This window comes from Paeniglutamicibacter sp. (assembly GCF_046714615.1).
Taxonomy (GTDB): Bacteria; Actinomycetota; Actinomycetes; order Actinomycetales; family Micrococcaceae; genus Paeniglutamicibacter.
This window is the reverse complement of record NZ_JBKKAP010000055.1, coordinates 59,587-82,913: the sequence shown is the minus strand read 5'-3', so window position 1 is coordinate 82,913 and position 23,327 is coordinate 59,587. Positions and strand designations below refer to the sequence as shown.

The following is a 23,327-nucleotide window of genomic DNA, read 5'->3' as shown; positions in this document are numbered from 1 at the left end:
GACATCCGGGCCTGGGTCAAGGCCTGGAACGAAAACCCGCGGCCGTTCATCTGGACGAAGTCCGCCGAACAGATCCTCGAGTCACTGGGCCGACTTCTGAAGCGAACTTCAGGCGCAGGACACTAGCTCAACCAACCTGTTTGATCAGTCAGGTTCGCAGACTCCGGTTGAGATGGGTCACTAAGCAAATGGCATGCCCGCAAATACACCCGAGCCCTGGATCGGAGCTTGCTGAGTTCCATGCAAATTTCGGGTTCCGGTAAGGCAACCGATGAGGCAGGAACGCCCCTTTCGCGTCCCGTTGGTTAGTGGAGGATACGAGGTTTCAGCATGAGGAGCTTCTAGCTATCGAGGTGGGTTCCCTCATCCGCTTCCCACAAGGATTTGAAGTGTGCCCGAATCTGAGTTTTTTCCCATGGGCCGTACTTGGTCACTGTGGTTTTCTTGCGTGTGGTGTACTCGACGAAAGGCCTGCCCCTAAAGAACTTTTGCGGGTTGATGTGTCCTTTCAAGCTGAAGGTGGCATCCAGTAGGAGGTGCCCGTACCGGTCAAGAGTGACAGGTAACTCCGACCCTTCCTCACCTTTGAACGTGAACTGGAAGTCGTATCCAGTGCCGTTGTCGAGCTGCCACCCCGCTTTAAGGATCTGAGTGGCCTGGTTTCCGACATTCAGTATCTTGACGTTGAAGCCGGCGCGTAGCTCAGCACCTGTCTCACTGCTGCCGCCCATCCACTGCTCGCCCGAGAGGACCACCACGGGCTTGTCCCAACGCCAGGTGCGGTAGCCGGTCCAACCGGCCGTCAGCACGGAAATGCCTAGGGCTGCGCTTGATAAGACATCAGAGTATTCCACGTGCTAACCATATGGCGCCCGGTCGTCACCAGTGTGACGGCACTCCGAACAGCAACCGGATGACGCTGGTACTTCTGTGACAGCACTGATCAAATGCAAGAAACTCTTCGGAAATCCGCAGATCAAGCGTTGGCGTTCGATTGAGCGCCGGCACGAAGATGAGCCGGTGTCCGCGTTTCTTGCCTTGAATCCTCACTCCTTGATGGGCAGGTGGCCGATCAAAGCTCAACAAATTGCGCCTGACGTGCTATCGCTCATAGGCTCAGCCTATGACTGCCACCCCCGAGGAAAATATGCCATCCCAACCGTTCGCCTGCGATGGGCGGATCGGGGAGGAGAAGCTGCTCGAATTGCTTGCTGTCGGCGGCGAGTACCCCGCCTTGGACTTCAAACGGGAGCTGAACCTGCGCGATCCCAGAACAAAATACGGATTCATTAAGGATTGCGCTGCGATGATGAATCTCCCGCGGGGCGGCTACCTCGTGGTCGGAGCCACCGACGATGGGGTTCCCGCTCCAGGTGCTTCGCCCAGCAAGGAAATGTTCGACAGCGCGATCCTTACACAGTTGGTGAAAGGGCATGTTGATTGCGCTTCCGACGTGCAGGCTCAGGTCCATAACGTCCTGATCGAAGGAAAAATGGCGTCTTTTGCCCTGATTTATGTGTCACCGCCGTTCGACGGGATTCCGGCAGTCATCTCCAAGGACGGCACCTGGCAGAGCGACAAGGGCACCCAGACGCTCTTCCGCAAGGGAACCGTCTACACGCGTCAAGGAACAAGTAACGCGCCAGTCAACCATCAAACCTGGTCTCAAGTCCTGTACAAATTCCGTCAGCAAGAGCGGATCGTCGCCCGTGCGGATGCGGACGCTTTGGTGCATCGGGTAGTTCAGTCGATGGGATCTGGCACGGCACCCAACCAAGTCAATCCGGATCTGGAAATGGACGCCGTAACTTTTGCGGACGCCACCCGGGCGGTCTTGGATTCTGGCCAGCGGTCGGTGTTGAAACGGCTTCTCATCCAGGCCCGGAACGCCTACCGGGCTGGATACGAAGACCAAGCGGCGCGCACCCACGTCTTGGATCGGATTGCCGCTATCGCCTGTGAGGCAGTGCAGGTTGATGACCTTGAGGCCGTTGCTGTGTCAATTGACACCCTCTTCGAGATCTACAGGGACCAGCTACGTGATCATACGAGCACAGCGGGGAAACCCGGGGCAACTCAGCGCTGGTTGGAGATCATTCTCCGCGTCTTCGCTGTTGGCGCCATGGCAGTGCGTTCCGACTTGCTTGAAGCGGCACCAACCATAGTGCTCCGCCCGGTTGGGGACGCGACCTATTCGTACCGGTCATGGTTGCGCCATGCGTTGACGGAGGCTTCTCGAGCAAATCTTCTTTCGGAGTCCGATGGCAAGCTGCGAGGTGGGGGGATGATTGCTCTGACACTCGAGTTGCTGGGAACTTCTGCCGAGCTAAGGTCAGATTTGCCGGAGGCCAAGGAGTCGAGTGGGGATGAGGAAAACATGACTAACATCTTGCTCGATTCTCTGGTGCAGTTTGACCTGCTTTGGTGCAGTCTCGCCCTCGCCTCATCCAAAAGAGGCGGCAGCGGTGAGTTCTACCCGAGCTGCTCCGCGTTCCATCAGAATCGGGCCATGCCCGTCATCCAGCGACTCGACTCTGATGCCGCGGCTCGTCGCGAGGTCTTCGGTGATATTGACGATCCAGTCGTGGCCACTAGCATCGCCCAGGTCATCGGTGCTGCTGAGCAGCAATCGTGGCAGCTAGGGGGCTACTGGTCAGGGACACGTAACTTCCCTTCGGAAGGATTCATTCTCACCAACGCGCTGAACGAGCCTCTCGGCTTTTGAATGTCCCCGCGGCGGGGAGACGGTTAAGGCTGTGGCATTATCTGCCTCGAAGCAGATCATCTTCGCGTCCCTGCAGGAACCTTGTCAGGGGCGGTGTCAGGGGCAGGTGTAACCAGTAGCTTCCAGGCTGACTTAACTGCGGTCAGACTCTCGGCATCTTCAGCGTCACGTCTGTCAATTTTCGCTATCGTCTCCAGGATCTCCGCCCGGTTTTGTTTGCGACCGCGCCTTGGAGCAATGGTGTTCACGATAACGAGGTTGTGAGTGGCCATGCCTCGCTGGGTGGCCCGGTAGAGGGGCGGCAGGAACATTCCCATGACTTCCGATTGGTGTTTCGCGGCCGACAGGTCCCCGATGTTGAGGGCCTCGGTCAGGTCGCTGCGCACAGAGTCCAGTTCCGTAAGCTGGTCGTTGATGTCGCTTCCCCCATAGAGGACGGCTTTCGCCAAGAGACTCCGGAATACTGCGGTCGCTTCCTTAACTCGTTGTTGGTTCGCCGGTGAGCGTTCGTGCCTGAAATCAACACGGTCACCTATTTGAGCGGCTCCTTGAACTGCTTTCTTTACCCGATCGTAGGTGCCTTCCAGCTCTCTTGTGGATTCGTTGAGTGCCATCCACTGCGCATTGATCGTTTCGATCATCTCGACATAAAAGGTCCGCGTCGACTCCAGAGAATCCTTGTTCCATTGCCGGGCCGCGGTGGCGCGGGCGGTCAAGCTCGCCACCACCCCTCCAATCGTGGCGCCGGCGAGGCCACTCAGGGCAGCGATGCCGCTGTTGGCCAGACCGGCGACGGAGATGACGTTGGTAGCTGTTTCAGGATCCACCACCTGATCTTCCCACCTCAGATGACTAATCTGTTGCCGGCCCACGAGGAGGGGCGACCGCAGGAGTGGCTTTCTACTTCCCATGGAGGTCGTAATCGACTTCGTGTCCCCTCCCAAGGGGATCGCCAATCCTTCACTCGTTGCGTATAAGCGTTAATCCACTATATTATTGCGTATGCGCATCAGGGACTTGATCAACGGCTCTCCCCTGTCAAAGAATGCGATTGCCCGCCGGGCCGGCCTCGCGCCGTCCACGGTCGTGCGCATCGGAGCTGGACAGCTTGACCCGACCCTCGGCACTGCCCAAGCCATTGCACAAGCACTGGGTCACCAACTGCCCCAACAACTGCCTGCCCTCTGCGATCCCGAAGCTGTCCGCACCGCCCGCGCCATGGTCTCCGGACAAACAACAGACGGACCCTGGGTTCAAACGCTGGAGCGCTGGGCCGGACCTAAGGGCACCCCGCGCGACCTGGCCCGTGAAGCCGGACGCGCCGCCCCACTGAACCTCCGCACCGACATCACCACCACCCGCAGCAGCTGGAACTTTTTGCGCATCGTCGGTGCAGTGGACCTGGCTACTTCCAGCGAGTACGCCCTGAGCGGCTGGCCGGCCGCGGCAATGCTGGGGACGCCAGAACAGCCAGAACAACCCGTGATCATCTACGTGGACGGCGGCGTGGAAACTCTCGGTCTGGCATTGCCGGATGACCCGTACGGATCCACCGTCGTCCAGATCTTGCCCTTTGACGGCTCCGCGGAAACCGGAGCCCAGGCTGCTGCCGAGCTGATGTGGGCAGACCCGATCCAAGTGGCCCTTGACCTTTATGCGGATCCCGCCACCGAGCACCTCGGTGACCAACTCTTCGACATCCTGGAAGAGTCCTCCGGCGCTTGAGACGAATCCTTGCAGCACGGGAAAGGGCGACCAATAGAATGATTCCCTCAGCTGACCCCGGCAATTATCTTCGTGTCCCTATGCGGCAGCGTCCTGCCGCCCCGCACATTCTTGGCCGAACCTGGCCGCAAAGTGCTGCTCCCAACCGGCCTCCAACAGTTGGGAGTACAACGTATTGGCGATGACCATCCGCAATGTGGGAGCGCACGCAGCCAGCAGCGGCTCGGCCGCAATCAACCATCGCTGAAGGGCAGCCCCGCCGGCTTCAGGCAACGGGAGGGAACCGACACGCTCAGTCATCACGCCGGCCAACCGGACGCCCTGTTGCTCGATGGTCTCCACCGGTGCAGTCTCATCCGCCGGCAGAGCACTTGTCTCAACAGTCGCCGCAGAGGCGGCCTTCTTCGCGTCCCTAGCCGTCTTGCCGGCCCGCTTTTCCTCAGCGGCAGCCTTCTTCTCAGCCCGCACCGCCAACACCGCAGCCTTCCGTTCCTCGGCAGCTGCCCGGCGAGCTTCCTCAGCAGCGTCATACGCACCAAACGCACCGACCTCAATCGCATGAGCATCCAACACCTCAACGATCATCTTCGCGTCCCTCTTATCGGCCGCCCCAAAGAGCTCCACCAACTCGCGACGCAACCCCGGCAGCCGCCGCGCAGCCACACCCAAACCCCGAGGATCCACCCCAGCTGCATCAGCCAACGCCACCAGCCAATGAGCCGAGCCCAGCGTCGGAGAATACGTCCAGGCAGGATGAGCAGCAGAACCAAACAACGCCGCCACCAGATCCGACCCGTCATCCTCCTGAGAGGCAATACGACCAATCGACGCATACATCGACTCCGACCCCACCAACCCCCCCACGCTCCCCGGCAACCGCGTGAACTTCACCCGCGACGGGAACCCCGCACGTCCACCCGCGACCAGGCGCAGCCACCCCAGGTCGATCAGCAACTGACGTTGGCGCCGAGCCGTACCCCGATCCACTCCCCGCCTCACAACCAGCCACGGATCAGAAACGATCACCGAGTCCTTACCGGTGTGCGCGTAACGGACAGCTTCGAGGCCGATCACCGCGATCGTGTGGCGAGCCTGAATCATCTTGTGGCCACTGACCGTGACCGACTTCGGGTCCCCTGATTTTTCGTTCAGCACCCGAGCCAACGCACGCCGCGCAAATCGCAGGGGAAGGAGAGAGGAGCCGTTCCGGCTCTGAACCAAATAGCGGGAACTAGCAGTCACCAAAGTGTTCCACGCAGAACTCTTGGACAAGTTGACGACATCGGGTCGACGCTTCGCCAAGCGGGAATTGATCCATAGTCGCAGGACCGGTGCGGGGATTTGATTCACTGAAGCGCCTGCCAGGAGTGCCAGCAGAGTGTTGGTCGGAGTGGACCCGGAGTGAATTGCAGTGATTGGACCGAGCACTGGGTCGTGGTCAGGGAGTGCGGGCTTGGTCTTCGTGTGAGTGTGCATTTTGTTCTCCTTCATGTTTCAAGAAAAGCGAAGCATTTTCTTGATAGCTATGTAGTGGGGCAAAACCGGTGTTAGACGGCTCAAAACGGAAGTAAAGGGTCTCTGAGCTCACCTGCCGTTGCGCCCCTTGAGGCTCCGCCTCCGGGACCCACCAGCGACTCAAATCCGGTGGCAGTGAACCGGCCTGCTGAATCAGCTGCGAATCAAATGGTTGGTGATCCAAACGAATCGACATCCACTGTGCAGCGGACCGTTCGACGGTGTGAACCAAAACCTGTCTGGGGTGAACCGGCAGGCACCGGTGGAAATCTGAATTGAACCATGGTGGTCTTGACCGGGGAAGCCCCCTGTGGGTTCTTGCTGGTGCAACCACTGTCATGGTCTCTTGAGGCGGGGTGTGCGACGCTTCGACACTTCTTGTTCTACTGGGCCGCCGCCAATCCCAGTTTCTCGCCGCCTCCTTCGGCCACCCAGGCGGGGTCGGCTCCAGCCGGCTGGTGCCTGGTGATGATGCGTTGCACCCTGCTTTTATTGGTGTTGAGTTGCTCGGCGATGGCTTGGTTGCTGAAGCCTTCGGCCTTGAGTGCGAGCACTTGATCCACGATGTCTTCGACCGGTGCTGGTGCCCGTGCGGTCCCGAGGGTGCGGGTTGCTCGTGCTGCGGCTTTAGCTTCAGCGGCTTCTTTGACTGCCGCGGCTCGGGCGTTTTCCTGTTCGGTGCGTTGCGTTGCCCGGACGGTGCTGCGCATCGTGGCCAGCCATGCTTCAAGGGTCAGTGCGAGAATCAGTGGTGGTGCCGAGTGGGCGATCATGGCGATTGGTCCTTCTGCCACGGTGATGTTGGCGGCGACGGAGGCGGCCACCCCGGTGAGCGTGAGGGTCCAACCGAATTTCCGGCTGGTCTGCTTGGCTTCGGCGTCTAGGACTACAAGGGCGCCGGCGACGACGAGACCGTCAAGGATGATGGGTAGCAGCCAGGAAAGACTGGGACTGAAATCTGCCAGGAGGGCGAGCTCTCTGATCCCTGCGTAGGACAGGACGCCGGCGGTGAGGGCGACGATCCATACAACGGTGAGCATTGCTCTGCGGATGATGATGGGGTTCATGGTTGTCCTTCAGGTTGGTGGATTGTTCTTCCTGATCCACTCCATGCGCCCATGGTGCCCCGCTATGTTGCAGTCCCTCGCGCCTAGGGTTTGCTCTGGTGCCTGGCCGGTTAACGTCGGGGTGTTTGAAGGATTTCGCTTGGTTGTGATCGACCTCTTGACGGTGCCAGCTTGTTCGTCTTGGTGTCCCCCTTGCACGTTGGTTCCAGTACTTCACCGGCGTCCACTCAGCCTCTGCCGGCGCTCAGGACGCGGTTCACGGCAGGGATTTTAGCTCACTCCCATTTCTGGGCGGTCCACGAGTCCAACGCGTTCAAGGGTTCGGGGCATTGCATCGGCCAAGCGGAGGGGTTGGGTTACGCGTCCTTGAGACGCTTCAGGAGGCCGGTATTTTCGATGATGACCGCTTCGAGTGCGGCGCCGACCTGATCGTCACGCTCTGCGCGCTCCACCACCATGCGAGCTCCTTCGATGAGCAGCGTCGCTTTGGACACTCCTCTGCGAGCCGCAAGCTTATCCAGCGCGACGTCAAGGTCTTCGGGGAGTGGAATGATCATGGACATGACCACATTTTAGGAAGGTGGCACCAACACACTAAGGGCTGACCTGTCGCACTCGACGGATACGCTGACTGAAGGCACCTCGCACTGGTGCGCCGCTCTGCCAAAAAGGGACCCCATGAATCAGCCATCGAGCCGGCCTGGAAGTTCTGGCTTTAACGAGTTTCCGGACGCGGACTGGGATCTGGTGGAGGCTGCCACCAGAAAGCCGCTGGCCACCATCTGCTTGTTATCCGCACTGGCGCACCACGATCTGACTGACGAGATCCCCACTCGGTTGCACGTGGCTCTCCCCCGTGGCATGCACAAGCCGGCCGACAGCCTTTCCACAGCACTTAGCTGGCACGTTTTCAGCAAGGATACGTTTAACGTCTGCCGCACCACCCTACGGATCCCCGGCACGGACCTTGATATTGGCTTGTACGAGCCCGAGAGGGCTATTGCTGATGCTTTTCGCTTCCGCAGCACCTTGGGACACGAAACCGGACGTGATGCTTTGAAGGAATGGCTGAGACGTGGCGGCAAGCCGGCACATCTCCTGTGGGTCGCCGAGCAGCTCCCGAACGCCAGGAAGCCAGTCTCCGAGGCTCTCTGGTATTTGGCGTAGCGCCGATCAGTTGGATCCAGGACTTGCAGCTCAGCACCGTGCGAAGAGCGCGCGGCGTGGGGTTGACAGCCTGCGGCGGGGACACCAAAGTGCAATTTCGAGCACCGGCGACCGTTCGTGGGCGGACAGACGAGGATCAGAGAACTCTCGTCAGTATCGCCCGCGCGGCAGCAATCTCACGGAAGGTCGCACGCTCCAGGAGATCCACGGCGATCATCAGTCGAGGAATGATAACGGTGGCATATCGGCATCGATGACTCGCAGGATGATGTTGGCCCGGGCCCGATCCGTTTTGAAGAGCATGTAGTCGGCGGTGACTTTCTCGTAGTCGGAGGCCAGCACATAGGCTTCGTACTCCCGAGCTTGAAGTAGCCCCGACTCCGGGTGGGAGACACCAGTGGCATAAAGCCGTGAGTCACGCCGGATCTCATCGAGGTCACCTGCTGCTGCACGCAGCGAATGCGTCATGGCGCGCGAGGACAGCCAGCGCAGGAGCGTCTGCTCTGATCGTGCTCTGTCCTCGCTTGTGGCTTTGACGGCTTCTGCCCGCCGGTGTGCCCGAGATCGGTAGGGGGAAGTGATCTCGTATCCGTCCATTAGCAGCGCAAGATCCCAGGCTCCCTGTTCGTTCAGGGGTCTGCCGGCGCCCTGGCGGTGCTTGGTGAACGGCACCGATGGCTCGGAGATCACCCAGGAAGTGCCGAATTTGCGGGCGGCAATATGCCCGGCTTCTGCTAGCGCCCTCACCCGGCGCTCGGATATTCCCGCGTCCCTTGCATATTCGGCGGTGGTTCGTTCCATGACACTATTATTCCGATCGCGGAAGGGAAGTGTCCATTCTTTGGCAGAGGCATCAAACCCCGGACGGTTCATACGAAATTCCCGCGAACGTACGAATTATCTATTTTGCGGAGATTTCACCAAGGCGCCGGAACACTACCTAATCCACTGACGCGGTTACTGTGGTGGGTGCTCAGAATCTTATCGATAGCACTCGAGAGACACTCCAGAAATAGAATCATGTTCCGGATTTCTGCGGGGCCTATTGTTGGCGATTGCCCAGTATGTGCACATTGATTCCTCCAAAGCAGTATAGTTTCGAGTTCGTCCTTTGGATGAACGATACTTTTTAAACTTGGCTCAAGTGCTTTTTCGGTATCCCACAGACTCGAGAATTCAGTGTCGATATACGTCCATGCTCCACTAATGCCAAGTAATGACAAAATATCTCTAACCGTCTCAGGCCCCGGATTGGATTTGGTCTCGATGGCATGATCCCCCCAGATAGTATCTGACGAAATCTTACCGGCGATATTATGCAACTCCTGTAATATCTCATCCTCGGTTCGCTCGACCCCATGATTTTTCGATCTACCTGCTGCCGTTAAATTCTTTACTAATATTTGAGTCTGTAATTTTTTGTCTAGAGACGAACGCGTAATAGGGGGAGAAGCTTTACTGAACGATTTCAGATAATGATCTGCACGTGATTTTATGAACTCCTCAAATCTTGCGACACTCAGTAAGACGCTACCTGCGATTGCAGCGGTTCTAATGTCTGGTCCCACGTTCATGCTTTGGAGAATCGACACATTAGTTAAAGAAACTTCAAGAACTTCTGCCAAATCACGGCAGGCCTGTAGCGAACTACGGAAATCATGGAGATTCATTTCAACCAGATATCGCCACAGTTATCATGTCTCGAACCATAGATATTCTGGTCTTAACATATTTCGGAGTGTTTGTCTGCGCACCTATCGATTTAGTAAAAATATTGTCTTCGAGTAATCCAAACATTCCATTTTGAATTGCGTTCTTCGATGCTTCTAAATCTTGATATGAAAATTCTTCAGCTGCAATCATCTGAGCATCGTACAAGGTCGCGAGAATCCTCGAAGATTTCTGGGACTGACGCACTCGCTTAAAAGCCATATCACCGAATGCTACGTCCACCTTCTCGACTGTTTCGTGGAAATATGCAAGCCGGCGCTCTATTTCTGAACCCCTCATGTGCGAACTATCCATTAAGTATGTGTTCATCGCCCCGCCCAGGGATCCTGAGAATGAGGACCAGTTTTCCCTGAGTGTTAGGTAACGCAGGACTAATTCCACATCACGCATTTGCTGCCAAAGTGCTGACTTTGAGCGCTTCGCTTCGTCGGAGCCGATGCCCAACAATCGAGTGAACGTGGGATAAGTCGCGGCGCTAACGATTGCATCATTAAAAGGTCCTGCGAAAGTAACGTTTCGAACTTCTTGCGAATTCAACCTCACCCCACCGGTATTAAGCCTTTGAAAGACGTGGAACTTGATCAAAGGATCGGACATGCGAAGCAGAATAATCGACCTAATACTTGAACGGGTCTGTAGTACCGACTTTAGAGAGTCGTCAAGCTGCGAAAAATAAAGTCCGTTAGCCTCGGAGAAAATACTCAAACCCTGTAGCTGGAAACCATCATTTAGGAATTCTGAAATAGTTGTAAGACGTTGTTTCCCATCGATGATCGAATAATGCCCGTATTCATCCTCGTTTAAAAAAACCGGAGGAAGAGGAACATTCATCAAGAAGGATTCGATAAGCAGGGACCGACGTTTGAGGTCCCACCTGTCGCGGCGCTGAAACGAGGGGCTAAGGTCAATGCGGCCGTCCCCGACGAGTGAAGCTACGGTCTGCAAATTGTAATCCAATGTAGTAGTAATCAGATCACGCTGAGCTCTAATCCATCGTTCACGGGTTATATCTGCAGGTTCCTCTGATTCGAAGCCTTGTCGGTTAAACGATTCGTCATTCATAGTTCGATCTTATGGTAATCAAGAGCGCATCCTGTGAGGACTCACTAAGGAGGCGTCACCTCGGGCTACCTGTTTTCTCAAACATCCCACTGATCCTTTCGCGCGTCCCAGAGGTTGCAAGACGTCTCATCAACACCAGTCCCCGGCTGTAAAATTGCCATCTTCAAAACTCTTCCGCACTCACTCCCGCGTGACTTCGGGGTTGTGCAGACTTGTATAGTCACGGAAATATCAGCAGTCCCCTGCACGCAACTGCATCCCCATCAATAGCCCCCTGCACCAACCGTCACTTTTCATAAGTCGCCTGCACCAATCAGCATCATCCATAACTTCGATGCCCCCGCAGCGTGTGTTGCCGGGACCCAGCGGCAGAGGGTAGGCATGGAGACAGCGAAGGTGTCGGCAACCTCCCGGGGCGGCCTTCCTCGGTTCAGGAGCTTGCGGGCGGATCGGATCTTGACATCCGTCATGAGACGTTTTCGGCCGCCGACCCTTCACCTGTCAGCAGGTAGTGGTTCCCTGTTTGCAGGATTGCACACTGCGATTGATTGCAGCATGCAATTTTGCGTCGCGCGATTAGGGAGCCCGCACAACGTCCAGACCTAGAGGTGACCAAGAAATTGGTGTCCCCCCATAGCCTTAGACTCATACCATGAACCAGTCGGAGGTGTACGAGGTTAGGACTGCTTCTGGTAGCCGGTGGCTGATTGATATCGTCTCCGGTTTACTTATTCGGCATCCTGGGCCCGGGGCCGACACCTACGCCCGCGACGGCTACATCGTGATTGTTGGTGACTTCCTTCAAGTCGAGGTGGGGCTGCCATTGCTGATCCGCCCATACCCCGGCCGAAACGATCACTTTGCTCCGATGGAATCAACCCCCGTAGAGTCAATGGAGCTGAGGGTGGACGAGGACCCGATGACGTGGCCAATTCATCCCGCGGACCGGAAAAACTTCTGGGACGACGCCACCTCAGAGCTTGCCTAATTCGCTCCGGAGCGCCCGCTGGTACAAGCGTCCAAACGACTCCGGAGGCACCGCCTGCCCCTCCAAGCTCATTGTCCCCAGGGCACTTTTCGTGATGGCACGGGCTTTCCTTCTTGCCTGACCCAAGGCTGTCGAAGCCCCCGCGTCGGTGAATCCCGTCAGCAGCTCCTCGAGCACACGGCGGCCGGCGGACCGCTCACGTGTGCCGAGCGATCCCATAAGATCCGTGGCAACAACTGCCAGAGGCGCCAGAGGGGCTGTGACCGCTTCAGTGAAAGCCGTTTCGTGGATGACGATGTTGCCGCGGGGATCTTCCGCCAACCCGAGAGCCTTCTTGAACTTGTCCGCGTCCCCTGCCAGGGCATAACCCTCAATCCCTCCCCCGCCGCCGCCGGCCAACTCGAAGCGTTCGGCCACACGATCGTCAGCTAAGGCTGAAGCACCGGTAAGAACCAGCAGAGGCTCCAGCCGCTCCAAAGCCCCCTGGACACCCCGGAAACGGTGGGACTTGGAGCGCTTGCGAGCCAGGAGATGAACATCTTCCGGAGTGAGCCCGGGTAACCGCGCTTGCAGGCGCGCGAGCTCCGTGGGAGTCAGCCACGGGGCCGATTCAGCTGAAAGCAAGGCCAGGGCACCCCAGGCCATTCGAGGCTCCCAGATGCGTCCAGGTCGTCTTCCCGCGTTCAGCACGCGTTGCACCGAGACGGGCTCCAGCAGCAATGTTCGTCCCGCGGTGCCAATAACGGTGAGCCGGCCACTCTTGATCATCTTGCGGACAGCCTCAACCGAAATTCCTAGACGTTCGGCGGCTTCGCTCACTGTCATTATGTCGATGCTCATACAGAAAGGTTAGCGCGAGCGAACCAATATTGATCGTCCAGGATCTCTTAGGGACACCACCTTCTTGGTTCGTACTCGAAGAACCAAGGACCTCGGCGAATCGATCAGCGAATGCTCCGTGAACGGGGGCCACCAGTTGCCACTCAGATAGAGGTAAGGGGAACGGACTGGCGGGGTTTAGCAGGTATTTTGGGGGTGTCAGCTGAACTCCGCTGGTCTACGATCAAGGCATGAGCCTCACCGACAGTGAGCAACGGTTCTGGGATGATCACTGTGGCCTCCCCCGCACTGAGATCGATCTGGAGTCCTTGCTGCAATCCGTCCACAGCGTCCTTCAGCCTGGCCTTCATCCCGGGACCGTGAGCGGATTTTTGGCCACCCCGCAGCCGGACCTGGAGTATGAAGGACGGGCCGTCGGCCCGACACAGTGGCAGCTCCTCGGCGGCCCTGTAGAGCCGGTCCTGACTCTGGCCAAGGAGCTTGGCGATTGCATTTAGTACTGCTTCCCGGGCAAAGAAGAAGGCCGGGAGATAACCCCCAGCCTTCTTCGTGCCCTTGCATTTATATCTAGTCTCCGCATCACTGCAGGAGGATTCCAGCATAATGCAGGAATCTCTATCCGCACGGCAAGCACCCCAGCCCCACACACCGTAAAGACCATTGTAGTCGGTACTGCTGGGAGCAGGACGGTCCCAGCAATGAGCAACAAGGAAGGTCTCCATGAATGATTCAGAGAGTACACGTGAAAGGCTATCGAGGATTTTCACGGAGCAGCTGGAAGCTATGCCCGATGAGCAGGTTCTCGCGATCGATGACCCTGCTGAGTTTGCTGACCGGCTGATGAACCTGTTGGTCCGGGGCACCCGGTCGGCGGGGGCCGCTCCGCCGACTGGTGAGACTTAGGTTAGCCGCCTGGAATCGCCAGCTAAAACTATCGCAGCGCTTCCGACCAGACGGACGTCTCCGTCGAACCCTTCGGATTGCAGTCGATCTCCAAGCTCTTAGAGAAGACCCCGCAGAATCCCACCGGCAAGCGCGGTTAGGTGCTCAGGAGCCCGCCTTCCCGGAAAATGATTCCAGCCCGCGCCAGCTCTGCCGGAGTCTCCCGCTTTGAAAGCACCAGCCAAGCCTCAGTCACCGATCGAAAATCATAGGGGTACCACGGCGTCGGCAACGGCTCTGGCGCCGACCACGGCCTGTCTGCATCGCTGTTCATGGCCCACCTAATCCCTGCGATGACCAGGGTGTCAAAGCGCGAGTCTCCGGTCGTGGCTGGCGGTTCTAATGCCGGGACGGGCGCGTCGCCCAGCAGGGCCCGCACATGAGTTAGAAGATCCGGCACCAGCCGCAAGGCGAATTCGATCTCGCCAGCTTCTAGCTCTGTGCGGATCCACCCGACCTCCCGATCGATCAAATCCTGCAGTGCGTCGGCGATCTCCATAAGCACAGAGTACCCCGCAGTCCGATCTCGGATACGGAACCCCAGTCCAGTGGGTGCCCAATCGTTTCTCCCCCTTTGAGCTGTTGCGGCGCTCCATGTGGGCCCATGGCCCGGCCTCGCCGCGGTGACCCACGCAAATATCCCCTCAACGTGTTCCCGTTCGGGATCATCGTTGGTAGACTAGAACCATGAAAAGGCGATTTCTGGCAACTGTAGACTCGGTGGCTGAAGCCGTGCGCGAAGGCCGCAAGGAAAAAGGCTGGACTCAGGCGGAACTGGCAGTCAAGGCGAAAGTAGGGCGTCGCTTCATTGTGGAGCTCGAGTCGGGCCATATGCGTGCCGAACTTGGAAAGGTTCTCGGAGTGCTGAGAGTCTTGGACATCCACGCCGTCGCTCTGCCTTCCGTCGCATCAAATGTCCGCTTGGAAGACATCGACCTAGATGAGGAACTGAAACGATTTGGCTGAACTTTACGCGGGCGCGGGAAAGCGTCGAGCTCTTCAGGCTCGATGATGAGAGCGCCGCGGGGCGGTCATTTCGCTTGGGTGCGGATATAGGCGGTGGTCGCCTGCGTATCGGAGTACCCCACGGTGGAGGCGAAGTACCCGCCTGACCAGAGTCTCTTCCTGCTTCCCCAGAAATGCCGGGACAAGGCCGCCGGCTCGGCCGCCCAGAGCTTGTGTGTGGTGAGCATCTTCATCCTCCGCACCACCTGTTCCAGGGAAAGTGACGGCTTGAATGTCACCAGCAAATTCAGAATTCGATAAATCGGACCCTAGGCCCTGGAATCTACTTCGTTTGTTTCCGTCAGCACAGACATGCTTCATTACAATGATCAACGCTGGTCCAGGCCGAGTACCTGCGGGCACCCACCCGTGAGTCACTGGTAAGTGCCAGGCAATCCGGACAGCAGAATCTTCCCAATCTGGCCAGCGATCCCTAAACTTCTTGCCGGGGCCTCGACATCATGCGTACCGATGAGAGCAATCATGGCCCCGGGTCTCCCCCAAGGGCCCAGCGCAATAATACGAGACCTGAGCCACATGCACACTGGCCCACCGGAAAATCCACAGCTGATGTCTTGAACGGAAAAAGGTCATCGAGCGTTACGTGCAATCAGGGACATTCCACTCGTAGAGATTCTAGGCATCGATACTGACTAGGAATTTTATGACTCGTGTGGATACGAAATCCCAACATCACGCCACAAAATGTACATGCATTTTGAAACATGTCCCATCGTGCGCGGAGTTGGCGTGGATCGTCGAGAGGCCAGGAAGTCCAGAATTAAGGGCAATCAGCATGTCCAGCGCCTCGGCCTCGCGGACCTCGCCGATGACCAGCCGGTCCGGGCGCATCCGCAGCGCCTCCTTGACCAGCCGCCGCATGTTGATCTCGCCGTGCCCCTCCAGGTTCTGTTGGCGGGTCTGCAGGCCCACCACGTCGCGCAGGTTGATCTTGAGTTCGATGCTAACTTAACTACACAAGTTGGTTCAGGTCCTCTACGGGCCAACGAAAGAGCCCCCCGCAACGACTGGCATCGTTCGGAGGGCGTGGACGAATCACGAAAGGATTCGACATGAACAAGAGTACCGCTCCCGCCCCGGAAACCACAGGCACCGGCCCGGTTGAGCAACCCTCGCACCCTGCACCGCTTGTCCTCGCGAGCCTGGACGAGTCCGCGCTCGGTGACCTCGTGACCCTTTGGACCGATTGGGACCGCACCGGGACAAACTTCCCCGCCGAATACCTGCCCCAGGTCATCGCCGCCCTGCAGGCGATCCAGGCCCGGATCGGTTAGCACCAGGGCCCCTGCCCTCGCGTTCCCGCTCACCCGCGTACCCAGTGAGTCCAGGCAAAGAATCCAAGCCGAACTGGCGGCAACCGTGACCAGGTGCCCTGATCAGGCCCTGGTCACGTAATACCTTCGCTCGCCCTCTTCCAGGGGGTGGGCTACGGGTGTTGACTCATACGGGGCGAGTCGTTTTCAGCCCGGCGGCAATGGGGGCCAAGCAAGACCGCCCCTTGGGTCCGCTTCCATCCTTGAAACCCATGCACCAACCAACCATTGAAAGGCCCGCCATCATGAAAACCGAACTTCCCCAGGGCTTCATACTCGACAACGACCATCCCCCCGACGGCTTCACCCGCGGGCTCGGCCCCGCCTCCGGCGACGAGGGCCAGCCCGGGGCCGTGGAATCCATCTGGACACCCGACCGGGGCATCGTCCTTGAGATCACCACGAACGACGACGGTGAACTGTCTATCGACCAGGCGCGGAAAGTCCAGGCGAACCTGGGCCGTGTCCTCGAGGCGTTGGATGCCCTCGGCCACTGAACCCCGGGAACGACAAAGGGGCCAGGAATCCGTGCATGGATTCCTGGCCCCTCCCGTGTGCGGCCCTGGCCTACGAGGAGAGAGTTCCCCGCCAACTGCCGTTCTCCATGAGTTCATGCTTTACGCCGTCTTCGGTGTAGTAGTACCCGGCAGCCTCCAATTCTGAAATGTCAGGGTCTGCGCCTGGCTTCCAATCATCAGCTACCGTGTACCCGTTCCGCGTTCCACATTGATGGCAGAAAAAATCCGCAACCGGCCCGACTCGGTGTTTCCGAGTTCTGCCCTGCGGCAATCGAACAGGACTTTCTTCCCAGCGACCTGCATCGAAATTGGTGATTTTCAGAAACTTATCAGTATGACATACTGCACAGTTAGGCTTATCCATAACCGCAACCCTATAAGCAACTCGTGCCACTTACTAGCCTCATTGCTTTTCGTTTATCGATCATCGGCGACATGCGTCAGGTGCCCCGGGCCTCCGGGTCGGCGTTGTCGCCGCCCACGTTCTGCTCGCCGGAATCCGTGGGCGATGCCTGCCCGCCCTCCGTCACGTTCATCGGAACCACGAGCTCATCGGTGCCCTCGATGAAGGGCAGGTTCAGCCGCGCCCTCGCCTCCGCGCGCGTCATCACCGGACCACCGGTCAGGGTCTGGAAAACCCTCGCCTGCTCCGTGAAGCTCCCGGCCATCGCCGACTCCCGGTTCATCTCAAGGTAAAGCCTGGGCGTTGCATCCAGGGCCTGGACCACTCCGCCCGCGTTCACCGCCTGCTGCATCTCCTGGAACAGCGGGCCCAACGTCGGGCCGAAGAGCATCTGCCGGAAGGCGTCGATGTTGGAGAAGGTCCCGTCCCTGGCGCCGACAAGCTCCGGCGGGATGTGGAAGGCCGAGGCGACCTCCGCATCGGTCAGCCGCCTGCCCTCGATGTCCTGGGCGTCCTTCGGGTTCAGCCCATCGAGCTGCTCGTATTCCATGCCGTCCTCGAGGATCGGCGTGCCTCCCGCCTTCGGCGCGTCCCGCCACGTCTTCCAAACCTCAAGGAACCGGTCCCGCTGCGTCTCATCCCAGCGCTTGGCCTGCCCCGCAACCGGGACCGGACGCGTGAGGACACCGGACATCTTCGGGCCATTCTCCCACTGCGCGGTCCTCCACTCCACGCTGCGGAGGTTCTCCTCGAGGATTCCCGCGAGGGTGAACATCGGGCTCACGCCACCGGCCTTGTCTGCGTGCCAGCCCCAGGCCAGGATCTTTGGCGCGAGGGTCACATCGAGGTCCTCCATGCCGGGCGGGGTCTCGATGAGAACCTGGACGGGGCGGCCAACAAAATCGGAGCGGATCCGGATCAGCCTTGGCGGGATGCGGACAAGCTGGCCGTCGACAAGGACGGCGAGGCAAATGTCGTACAGGAGCCGGTCGACGGCGAGGGTGTTCCAAAGGCTATAGCCGCTGATGAGCGGTGCAGGCTTGCCCATGACGTTCTCCGCCGGGCTGCCGGACTTGCGCCTGCGGTCGGTGTCGTCGACGCGCACGTAGGCGTGCCAGGGGATCGAGGCGAACTGTCGGGCGGCGAAGCTGACGACCTTGCGGATGGACGGCTGCGTCTTCCAAATGGTGAGCGGGTCGGTGGGGTTCCCGTCGGAGCCCAGGCGCGGAATGCCGGGGTCGATGATCTGCAGGCTGCTGCTCGGGCCGGATTGGCTGCCGAGCGAGTGGATGGTGACGAGTTCGCCGGATGCGGCCTTGATGATGCCCATGGTGCGCCCTTTCTTGGGGGTTGGTTTCGGTGACGAACGAGGGGCCGGGAGGCTTCCCGGGTCCCGGCCCCTGGTCTGTGCGGCCTGTGGCGCTGGCAGGGCTTCACCGGAAGAAAGTACCGGTTAGGACCCGTTGCGGGGTCCGCCCTGCCATCGTTCCCCCCTGCGGGTCATGGACCGCCGGGCCCCCAGGCCCTGGGACCCCCGCCGGTGGAGGCGTTGACGCCACGAGGCCGCGGCCTAGAGGACCAGGTCGGCAACCCGAAGGAGTTTCGTGCTCATTACCTGCAAACCGAGGCGGATTTCCATCCGGAACACCTGGCGATTCGCCCGGAAAAGTTCGACGTTCACCGGCACCGCAACGGTGCCCGTGTTGATCGATCCGCCCTCCGACCAAGCGAACATCAGGTCCCCCCGGTCGAGAACGACAACGCTGGCCAGGTCGCCCACGATGGCCTGCCCTGCCGGGAGCCCCGGGGAAAGTATGACGGGGAGGCCGTACAGAACCGGGGTGGCGGCCTGCTGCGGCAAACCGGCCATGATGTACGCGCCCTCGGCGGTCAGCGAGGACTCGATTTCCTCCCAGTCCGTAGCGTTCAAGACGACCGACGTGGGGACGGCTCCGGTGACCTGGAGGTCCGTGATGGCCTTGCGGATCGTGCGGAGTTTGGAGGTGGTGTAGGCGGTCTGGCCGATACCACTGGTGTTCAGGATCCCGGTGAAATTGGCGCCCGTTTCGTCGACGCCCCCGTTCAAAATAACGTCGGCAATTTTGAGGTCAACACCATAAGCCATTTCCTGAGAAATGAATTGCTCAAGATTTGTGTAATCCTGTAGCCATTGTTTTTGGATAGGTTCGCTGACATGGGCAATTGTCGCAAGCCTGGCCGTCTGCGGCGTGAGCCCGTACACGGAAATGGGCTTGAGCGCGCCGTCCACCACGGTCGTCGCCGCGTTCGTCCGCGCCGTCTGACGGAGGTAGGAAAATGAATTAGCGCCTTCGGCGTCGAGGTGCTGCACCGCCCCGTAGAGCGAGAACGCGTTCTTCGGGTCGTTGACGATGACCTGGTCGAAGCGGGCAACGACCGCCCCGGTGGGGATGAGGGCCTTCTGCACGATGGGGCCGCCGATGGAACCCGAGGCTGCCTTCATCGCGGCCAGGATGTTGTTCGTGAACACGGTCGAGTCGGAGCTGGGCACCTGCGCGGCCTTGTTCAGCCTGCGCCCGGACGGGCCGATCAGGCCGGTGCCCTCCCCACCGGTGAAGTCCTGCGTGCTGTCCTGCGTCGGCGCACCGAACTGGCCCAGGGCCTTGTCGGCGGCATCCTTACGGGCGACGAGCTCGATCAACTCGGTGTGTTCCCGGACAAGCGCGGTCGTGCGCTTCGAGTCCGCCTCGGTGAAGTTCGGGCCATCGGCCTTTTTGCGAAGTTCGGCGGCCTCGGCTACGAGTTGGGCTAGGCGTTCTTTCGGGTCCATGGCGTGGACCTCCCCTTCAAATCGTGAGAGGGGAAGCTCACCTCCAATCCTTGCCCACCACGCGTGACTATGTGGGCCAAATCCATAAGTCAGTCGATCAATCCCCTGGCTCCGTCCCGGCGGCGTCGATGGCGTCGAGCTGCGCCCCGTACCAGGCAAGGAACCCGGACAGGTCCTCCCTGAGCGGGTCGCGCCCGTGGGCAACCAGGACCATGCCGGAAAGGCAGACCAGGAGGCGGTCCCTCCCGCCCGGTTCCCTCTCAACTAGGGCGAGGACCTCGTTGGTGGTCTCCACGTCCCCGGTGTTGGCGGCCTGGAGGAGGGCCAGGACCCAGCGGTGCATGTCAGTGCGGTCATTCATGGTCGTTTTCCTTCGTTTCGGTGGCTTGTGAAACAAATCCCAAGAGGGGTATGCATTTTGAGACATCGCGAGCTTTTGCACGGCTGCGCGCCTTCCCAGCCCGAAACGCAGCGATGTGAACGCCCCTACCGGGTGGGGGCCTGCCGTGTGCCTCTGGGGGCGGTGCTGGCGGGCTCGTGGCAGGTCGGTGGCGGTGGGTGCCGGACGGGGATTCCAGGCCGCGAGGCGGGCTCTGGCGGGTGCGGGTTGTTCATGCCGTACGCCTGCCTTCCCGGCGTGCTCTCCGGCGATCCTGGGGCGTGGTGCCGCCCCAGACACCAGAGGTCTGCCCGCTCGCGAGGGCGAACGCGAGGCACTCCTGCCGCAGCAGGCAGGGCTGGCAGGCTCGCGCCGCCGTGCGCTGCTCGCGTGGATCATCCGAGTGGAACTCGGCGGCTCCTCCGCGGCATGGAATAACGGCACCGTCGAGCTTGGCCAGCAGTTCAAGCCAGGACCGAAGGCCAACCTCGGGGTCCTCCGGCCGCCTGGCATCGGTGCGGCTCATGGCGATGGCTCCTCGAAAAGTTGGCTAAGCAACGCGATCAGCTTGACCAGCTCACCGGGCTCCTCGAAGAAACGGGCCGGTGGTGCCGGTGCCGGGGCTGGCGGTTCCTGCCCTGGGCGGGGGCCCGGGGGCTCGGGCTTCACTGCTCGGCCTGCGGGTGTGGCAGCACGGCAAGGATGAGGTGCTGGTGTGCCCATGCGGTGGCCTCGGCTCCGGTGGGTGTGCCGTTGTGGAGGTAGATGTGGTGGCCGTCTATCTCGATGCGGATGAGCCTGCCGGTGGCCGGGTGGAGGGCGAGGGCCTCGGTGGCTCCGCCGTGCTTGGAAGTGCGGGTGCGACAGATGGGGTTGAGGGCCTGGAGGTCGGCGAGGGCTTCGGTGGTGATGGTGTCGATCTGCTTTACGATGTCGATGGTGAGGACGACGCCGTTGACCTCGATGGTCGGGAGGGGTCCGTCGGTGATGTGGATGTTGGCGGGGATGCGGTTCGGGTCCATGGTCGGGGTCCTTAGGCAGTTTTGCGGGGATCGTAGGCGTACAAGGTGGGCAGGGTGTTGGTGGGAAGCTCTCTGTTCAGCTCGGCACGGATTTCGAGTGCACCGTCCCCAGGCCCACCTTCGTGGGCGTAGCCGAGGACCTCAAAACGGGGCAGTATCTGAACGGGCTTGCCCCCAAGTGCCGGGTTGTCGGACAAGATGAATTCCTTGTCTCCGCGCTCATCAGTGCCTGGCTCCCGGTAGTAGGTGTAGGCGCGGCCGGTGTGAACAATCGCGAGCGGCTTCCACCAGTCGTTTTCGACTGTGTTGCTTTCGTCGGGGCTTTGGTAAGGGTTGTACTCGCTCGGGTAGGCGGGGATGCTGTTCAGGATGTCGCGGGTAACCTGCATTCCGTCGATGCTGAGAATCACGAGTCCTGGCAGGAATTTCCGGGCGAGGACGTTGGAGCCGTTGGGCAGGGTGAGTCCGTCAATGTTGGAGGCAATGGGGGTGTACACGATTGTGGTCCTTGTCGGTGTTGGTTGCCGTCTTCCCGGTTGTCTTCCCGGTCCTGGAGGTATCACGAGGAGACTGGGAACACTGGGAAGTCTGGGAAGTCTGGGTTGATGTCTTGATTTACCGCGAATCCTCGATACGTAGGGGGTTACGAGGTGTTGCTGTCTTCCCTGTCTTCCCTGTCTCCCTGACTTCCCAGTGACACGTCCAAGCCGGGAAGACTGGCGGGAAGACTGGCGGGCTCCGCGCCGTGGAGGGAGAAAACCCACGGTTCCCCCGGTGCTGGTGGCCTGGATTCCCCCGCTGCCTTGACGGCCGTATCCCGGGCATTCTTGCTATATCCCAGCTCCTTGAGGTGGTCCTTGAGGTCGGCGACCGGCACGCTGGCGGCCTTCCTTGCCTGCATGTATTCCTGGATGGCCCGCTGCGCCAGGACAGCACGGGATGAGGGTTGGTTTGCTTCGCGTTGTTCGTCTCGCCATTGCTCGAGGTGGGTGCGGATGGTAGCGAGGGTCTGCATCGGTTCTTGGAGGCGGGCCACGGTGCCGGGGTCGTCGTCGGTCCTGGGCCGCACCTGCATCACCGCCACCGTGAACTTGAGTGCGTGGCTTAGTCCGGTGGTGTTCGCTTTGTCCGGGCCTATCCACATGTGCTGCTCGTCTTCCTCCCTGTCGTGGTTGGCACGCGCGGTGAATAGGACCATGCGGGCCTTCTGGCGGAGGGCTGCAGTGCCGCCCATGAGGTCGCGCGTGTTGCTGGTGTCCATGCGGTTGGTGTGGGTGACGAGGATGACGGCGGCGTCGTGGGCGTCGGCGAGTTGTTTCCAGGGGTGCAGGGCCGCACGGGCTTGCTGAGTGTCGCGGATATTGAGGCCGCCCGCGACGGTGTCGAGCCAGGCGTCGACGACGATCATGGCGGGTGGTTCGGGGGCCGTCTCGAGGTAGGCATGGAGGAGGAGCATGTCCCCGTTCAGGCCTTCCCCGAAGGTCGGGGTGCCGCTGCCGTCGTCGTCGGTGCAGTAGATGTGGATTCGGGCGAGGTCTGCGCCTGCTGCCTTGAGCCGGGCCTGGACTTCGGCGGTCGAGTCTTCGGTGATGATGATGACCACGTCCGCGGGCTGCCTTGCCGGGATATTGAGGTGCTTGTAGGGGCTCCCGGTGGTGACGGCGGCGACGACGAGGACCCAGAATAGGGATTTGCCGTCGCCTTCCCCGCCGACGAGGACGGTGATTTCCCGGCGGGGAATCCAGCCGGGGCCGATCCATCGGGTGGGTGGTGGGACGTCGATGTCGGTGAGGCGGCGGAGGCGGAGCCCTGGGGGTTCGGAGGGCGGATGGTATCCGGCCTCGCGGAGGGCGCGGCGGGCGGCCTGCTCGTCGCCGCCGTGATTGATGATGGCTATGGCCTGGAAGCGGGTGTAGACGCCGCCGGGTTCGGTGAAGGGGCCCACCGGGCCGGGGACCTGGAGTAGGTCGTTCTTGACGGTGGCGCTGACGCCGATGCTGGCGCTGGGGTGACGCCAGATGTTGGAGAACATCCCCTGATTGATCTGGGCCCAACCTGCGCCGGTGAGGATTTCTTCCCATTCTGGCATCGCGTC

At 60.1% G+C, this 23,327-nt stretch carries 27 protein-coding genes and 1 pseudogene; 9 read left to right on the top strand and 19 right to left on the bottom strand.

Annotation, left to right across the window (positions count from 1 at the left end):
* Nucleotides 1-341: 341 nt before the first annotated feature.
* The gene (locus ACLQ7E_RS06450) at nucleotides 342-854 is read right to left on the bottom strand and encodes a hypothetical protein (RefSeq protein WP_411731746.1); all 513 of its coding nucleotides are present in this window, start codon (nucleotides 852-854) and stop codon (nucleotides 342-344) included.
* 269 nt (nucleotides 855-1,123) lie between these two features.
* On the opposite strand from ACLQ7E_RS06450, the gene ACLQ7E_RS06445 reads away from it, so the two are divergent.
* Nucleotides 1,124-2,725, top strand: coding sequence for a helix-turn-helix domain-containing protein (locus ACLQ7E_RS06445; RefSeq protein WP_411731745.1), 1,602 nt, complete (start codon nucleotides 1,124-1,126; stop codon nucleotides 2,723-2,725).
* 56 nt (nucleotides 2,726-2,781) lie between these two features.
* Here the strand turns inward: ACLQ7E_RS06445 and ACLQ7E_RS06440 are convergent, their stop codons facing one another.
* A complete protein-coding gene (locus ACLQ7E_RS06440; RefSeq protein ID WP_411731744.1) occupies nucleotides 2,782-3,552 on the bottom strand; it encodes a hypothetical protein in 771 nt (256 codons plus the stop codon).
* A gap of 175 nt (nucleotides 3,553-3,727) precedes the next feature.
* Here ACLQ7E_RS06440 and ACLQ7E_RS06435 point away from each other — a divergent pair, with 175 nt between their 5' ends.
* Nucleotides 3,728-4,450 carry a helix-turn-helix domain-containing protein gene (locus tag ACLQ7E_RS06435; protein WP_411731743.1) on the top strand — a complete coding sequence of 241 codons (723 nt, stop codon included), beginning with the start codon at nucleotides 3,728-3,730 and terminating at the stop codon, nucleotides 4,448-4,450.
* A gap of 78 nt (nucleotides 4,451-4,528) precedes the next feature.
* Here ACLQ7E_RS06435 and ACLQ7E_RS06430 read toward each other — a convergent pair whose 3' ends face one another.
* The 3 genes from ACLQ7E_RS06430 to ACLQ7E_RS06420 all read right to left on the bottom strand — a co-directional run bounded on the left by ACLQ7E_RS06430 (nucleotide 4,529) and on the right by ACLQ7E_RS06420 (nucleotide 7,595).
* Nucleotides 4,529-5,605, bottom strand: a complete 1,077-nt coding sequence (locus tag ACLQ7E_RS06430; protein ID WP_411731742.1) for a hypothetical protein — start codon at nucleotides 5,603-5,605, stop codon at nucleotides 4,529-4,531.
* Nucleotides 5,606-6,348: 743 nt separating this feature from the next.
* The gene (locus tag ACLQ7E_RS06425) at nucleotides 6,349-7,032 is read right to left on the bottom strand and encodes a DUF2637 domain-containing protein (RefSeq protein WP_411731741.1); all 684 of its coding nucleotides are present in this window, start codon (nucleotides 7,030-7,032) and stop codon (nucleotides 6,349-6,351) included.
* Between the two features lie 356 nt (nucleotides 7,033-7,388).
* Nucleotides 7,389-7,595, bottom strand: a complete 207-nt coding sequence (locus ACLQ7E_RS06420; RefSeq protein WP_411731740.1) for a CopG family transcriptional regulator — start codon at nucleotides 7,593-7,595, stop codon at nucleotides 7,389-7,391.
* Between the two features lie 115 nt (nucleotides 7,596-7,710).
* Between ACLQ7E_RS06420 and ACLQ7E_RS06415 the strand changes: the two genes are divergently transcribed.
* Complete coding sequence (locus ACLQ7E_RS06415; protein ID WP_411731739.1) at nucleotides 7,711-8,199, top strand: type IV toxin-antitoxin system AbiEi family antitoxin domain-containing protein; 489 nt, start codon at nucleotides 7,711-7,713, stop codon at nucleotides 8,197-8,199.
* A 216-nt stretch (nucleotides 8,200-8,415) separates the two neighbouring features.
* Here the strand turns inward: ACLQ7E_RS06415 and ACLQ7E_RS06410 are convergent, their stop codons facing one another.
* From ACLQ7E_RS06410 to ACLQ7E_RS06400, 3 genes are all read right to left on the bottom strand, one after another.
* Nucleotides 8,416-9,000, bottom strand: coding sequence for a hypothetical protein (locus ACLQ7E_RS06410; RefSeq protein WP_411731738.1), 585 nt, complete (start codon nucleotides 8,998-9,000; stop codon nucleotides 8,416-8,418).
* A gap of 116 nt (nucleotides 9,001-9,116) precedes the next feature.
* The gene (locus ACLQ7E_RS06405; RefSeq protein ID WP_411731737.1) at nucleotides 9,117-9,869 is read right to left on the bottom strand and encodes a HEPN domain-containing protein; all 753 of its coding nucleotides are present in this window, start codon (nucleotides 9,867-9,869) and stop codon (nucleotides 9,117-9,119) included.
* A 1-nt stretch (nucleotide 9,870) separates the two neighbouring features.
* Nucleotides 9,871-10,992, bottom strand: a complete 1,122-nt coding sequence (locus ACLQ7E_RS06400; RefSeq protein WP_411731736.1) for a DUF262 domain-containing protein — start codon at nucleotides 10,990-10,992, stop codon at nucleotides 9,871-9,873.
* A gap of 652 nt (nucleotides 10,993-11,644) precedes the next feature.
* Here ACLQ7E_RS06400 and ACLQ7E_RS06395 point away from each other — a divergent pair.
* Nucleotides 11,645-11,980: a hypothetical protein gene (locus ACLQ7E_RS06395; RefSeq protein ID WP_411731735.1), complete on the top strand. Its 336-nt coding sequence runs from the start codon at nucleotides 11,645-11,647 to the stop codon at nucleotides 11,978-11,980.
* On the opposite strand, the gene ACLQ7E_RS06390 is transcribed toward ACLQ7E_RS06395, so the two are convergent.
* The gene (locus tag ACLQ7E_RS06390; protein ID WP_411731734.1) at nucleotides 11,966-12,805 is read right to left on the bottom strand and encodes an excisionase family DNA-binding protein; all 840 of its coding nucleotides are present in this window, start codon (nucleotides 12,803-12,805) and stop codon (nucleotides 11,966-11,968) included. The genes ACLQ7E_RS06395 and ACLQ7E_RS06390 overlap by 15 nt on opposite strands.
* 245 nt (nucleotides 12,806-13,050) lie before the next feature.
* On the opposite strand from ACLQ7E_RS06390, the gene ACLQ7E_RS06385 reads away from it, so the two are divergent.
* On the top strand, nucleotides 13,051-13,317 hold the full coding sequence (locus ACLQ7E_RS06385; protein ID WP_411731733.1) for a hypothetical protein: 267 nt from the start codon (nucleotides 13,051-13,053) through the stop codon (nucleotides 13,315-13,317).
* Nucleotides 13,318-13,540: 223 nt separating this feature from the next.
* Entirely contained in the window at nucleotides 13,541-13,723 is a 183-nt protein-coding gene (locus ACLQ7E_RS06380; RefSeq protein ID WP_411731732.1) for a hypothetical protein, read from the top strand.
* Nucleotides 13,724-13,859: 136 nt separating this feature from the next.
* Here ACLQ7E_RS06380 and ACLQ7E_RS06375 read toward each other — a convergent pair whose 3' ends face one another.
* Nucleotides 13,860-14,261, bottom strand: coding sequence for a hypothetical protein (locus tag ACLQ7E_RS06375; protein WP_411731731.1), 402 nt, complete (start codon nucleotides 14,259-14,261; stop codon nucleotides 13,860-13,862).
* 188 nt (nucleotides 14,262-14,449) lie between these two features.
* Between ACLQ7E_RS06375 and ACLQ7E_RS06370 the strand changes: the two genes are divergently transcribed.
* Nucleotides 14,450-14,728 carry a helix-turn-helix domain-containing protein gene (locus ACLQ7E_RS06370; RefSeq protein WP_411731730.1) on the top strand — a complete coding sequence of 93 codons (279 nt, stop codon included), beginning with the start codon at nucleotides 14,450-14,452 and terminating at the stop codon, nucleotides 14,726-14,728.
* Between the two features lie 65 nt (nucleotides 14,729-14,793).
* On the opposite strand, the gene ACLQ7E_RS06365 is transcribed toward ACLQ7E_RS06370, so the two are convergent.
* Nucleotides 14,794-15,006, bottom strand: coding sequence for a transposase (locus ACLQ7E_RS06365; protein WP_411731729.1), 213 nt, complete (start codon nucleotides 15,004-15,006; stop codon nucleotides 14,794-14,796).
* Between the two features lie 493 nt (nucleotides 15,007-15,499).
* Nucleotides 15,500-15,727: pseudogene (locus ACLQ7E_RS06360) on the bottom strand (ATPase, T2SS/T4P/T4SS family); the annotation flags it as partial.
* Nucleotides 15,728-15,840: 113 nt separating this feature from the next.
* Here ACLQ7E_RS06360 and ACLQ7E_RS06355 point away from each other — a divergent pair.
* Together ACLQ7E_RS06355 and ACLQ7E_RS06350 are read left to right on the top strand one after the other, a co-directional pair.
* A complete protein-coding gene (locus ACLQ7E_RS06355; RefSeq protein WP_411731728.1) occupies nucleotides 15,841-16,062 on the top strand; it encodes a hypothetical protein in 222 nt (73 codons plus the stop codon).
* A 284-nt stretch (nucleotides 16,063-16,346) separates the two neighbouring features.
* Nucleotides 16,347-16,598, top strand: coding sequence for a hypothetical protein (locus tag ACLQ7E_RS06350; protein WP_411731727.1), 252 nt, complete (start codon nucleotides 16,347-16,349; stop codon nucleotides 16,596-16,598).
* Between the two features lie 461 nt (nucleotides 16,599-17,059).
* On the opposite strand, the gene ACLQ7E_RS06345 is transcribed toward ACLQ7E_RS06350, so the two are convergent.
* The 7 genes from ACLQ7E_RS06345 to ACLQ7E_RS06315 form a co-directional block, all read right to left on the bottom strand.
* Complete coding sequence (locus tag ACLQ7E_RS06345) at nucleotides 17,060-18,352, bottom strand: phage portal protein (RefSeq protein WP_411731726.1); 1,293 nt, start codon at nucleotides 18,350-18,352, stop codon at nucleotides 17,060-17,062.
* 240 nt (nucleotides 18,353-18,592) lie between these two features.
* A complete protein-coding gene (locus ACLQ7E_RS06340; protein WP_411731725.1) occupies nucleotides 18,593-19,831 on the bottom strand; it encodes a phage major capsid protein in 1,239 nt (412 codons plus the stop codon).
* Nucleotides 19,832-19,928: 97 nt separating this feature from the next.
* Complete coding sequence (locus ACLQ7E_RS06335) at nucleotides 19,929-20,192, bottom strand: hypothetical protein (RefSeq protein WP_411731724.1); 264 nt, start codon at nucleotides 20,190-20,192, stop codon at nucleotides 19,929-19,931.
* A gap of 250 nt (nucleotides 20,193-20,442) precedes the next feature.
* A complete protein-coding gene (locus tag ACLQ7E_RS06330) occupies nucleotides 20,443-20,736 on the bottom strand; it encodes a WhiB family transcriptional regulator (RefSeq protein WP_411731723.1) in 294 nt (97 codons plus the stop codon).
* A 139-nt stretch (nucleotides 20,737-20,875) separates the two neighbouring features.
* Nucleotides 20,876-21,232, bottom strand: a complete 357-nt coding sequence (locus ACLQ7E_RS06325; RefSeq protein ID WP_411731722.1) for a hypothetical protein — start codon at nucleotides 21,230-21,232, stop codon at nucleotides 20,876-20,878.
* 11 nt (nucleotides 21,233-21,243) lie between these two features.
* The gene (locus ACLQ7E_RS06320; RefSeq protein WP_411731721.1) at nucleotides 21,244-21,729 is read right to left on the bottom strand and encodes a hypothetical protein; all 486 of its coding nucleotides are present in this window, start codon (nucleotides 21,727-21,729) and stop codon (nucleotides 21,244-21,246) included.
* Between the two features lie 146 nt (nucleotides 21,730-21,875).
* The gene (locus ACLQ7E_RS06315; protein ID WP_411731720.1) at nucleotides 21,876-23,321 is read right to left on the bottom strand and encodes an AAA family ATPase; all 1,446 of its coding nucleotides are present in this window, start codon (nucleotides 23,319-23,321) and stop codon (nucleotides 21,876-21,878) included.
* Between the last annotated feature and the right edge of the window lie 6 nt (nucleotides 23,322-23,327).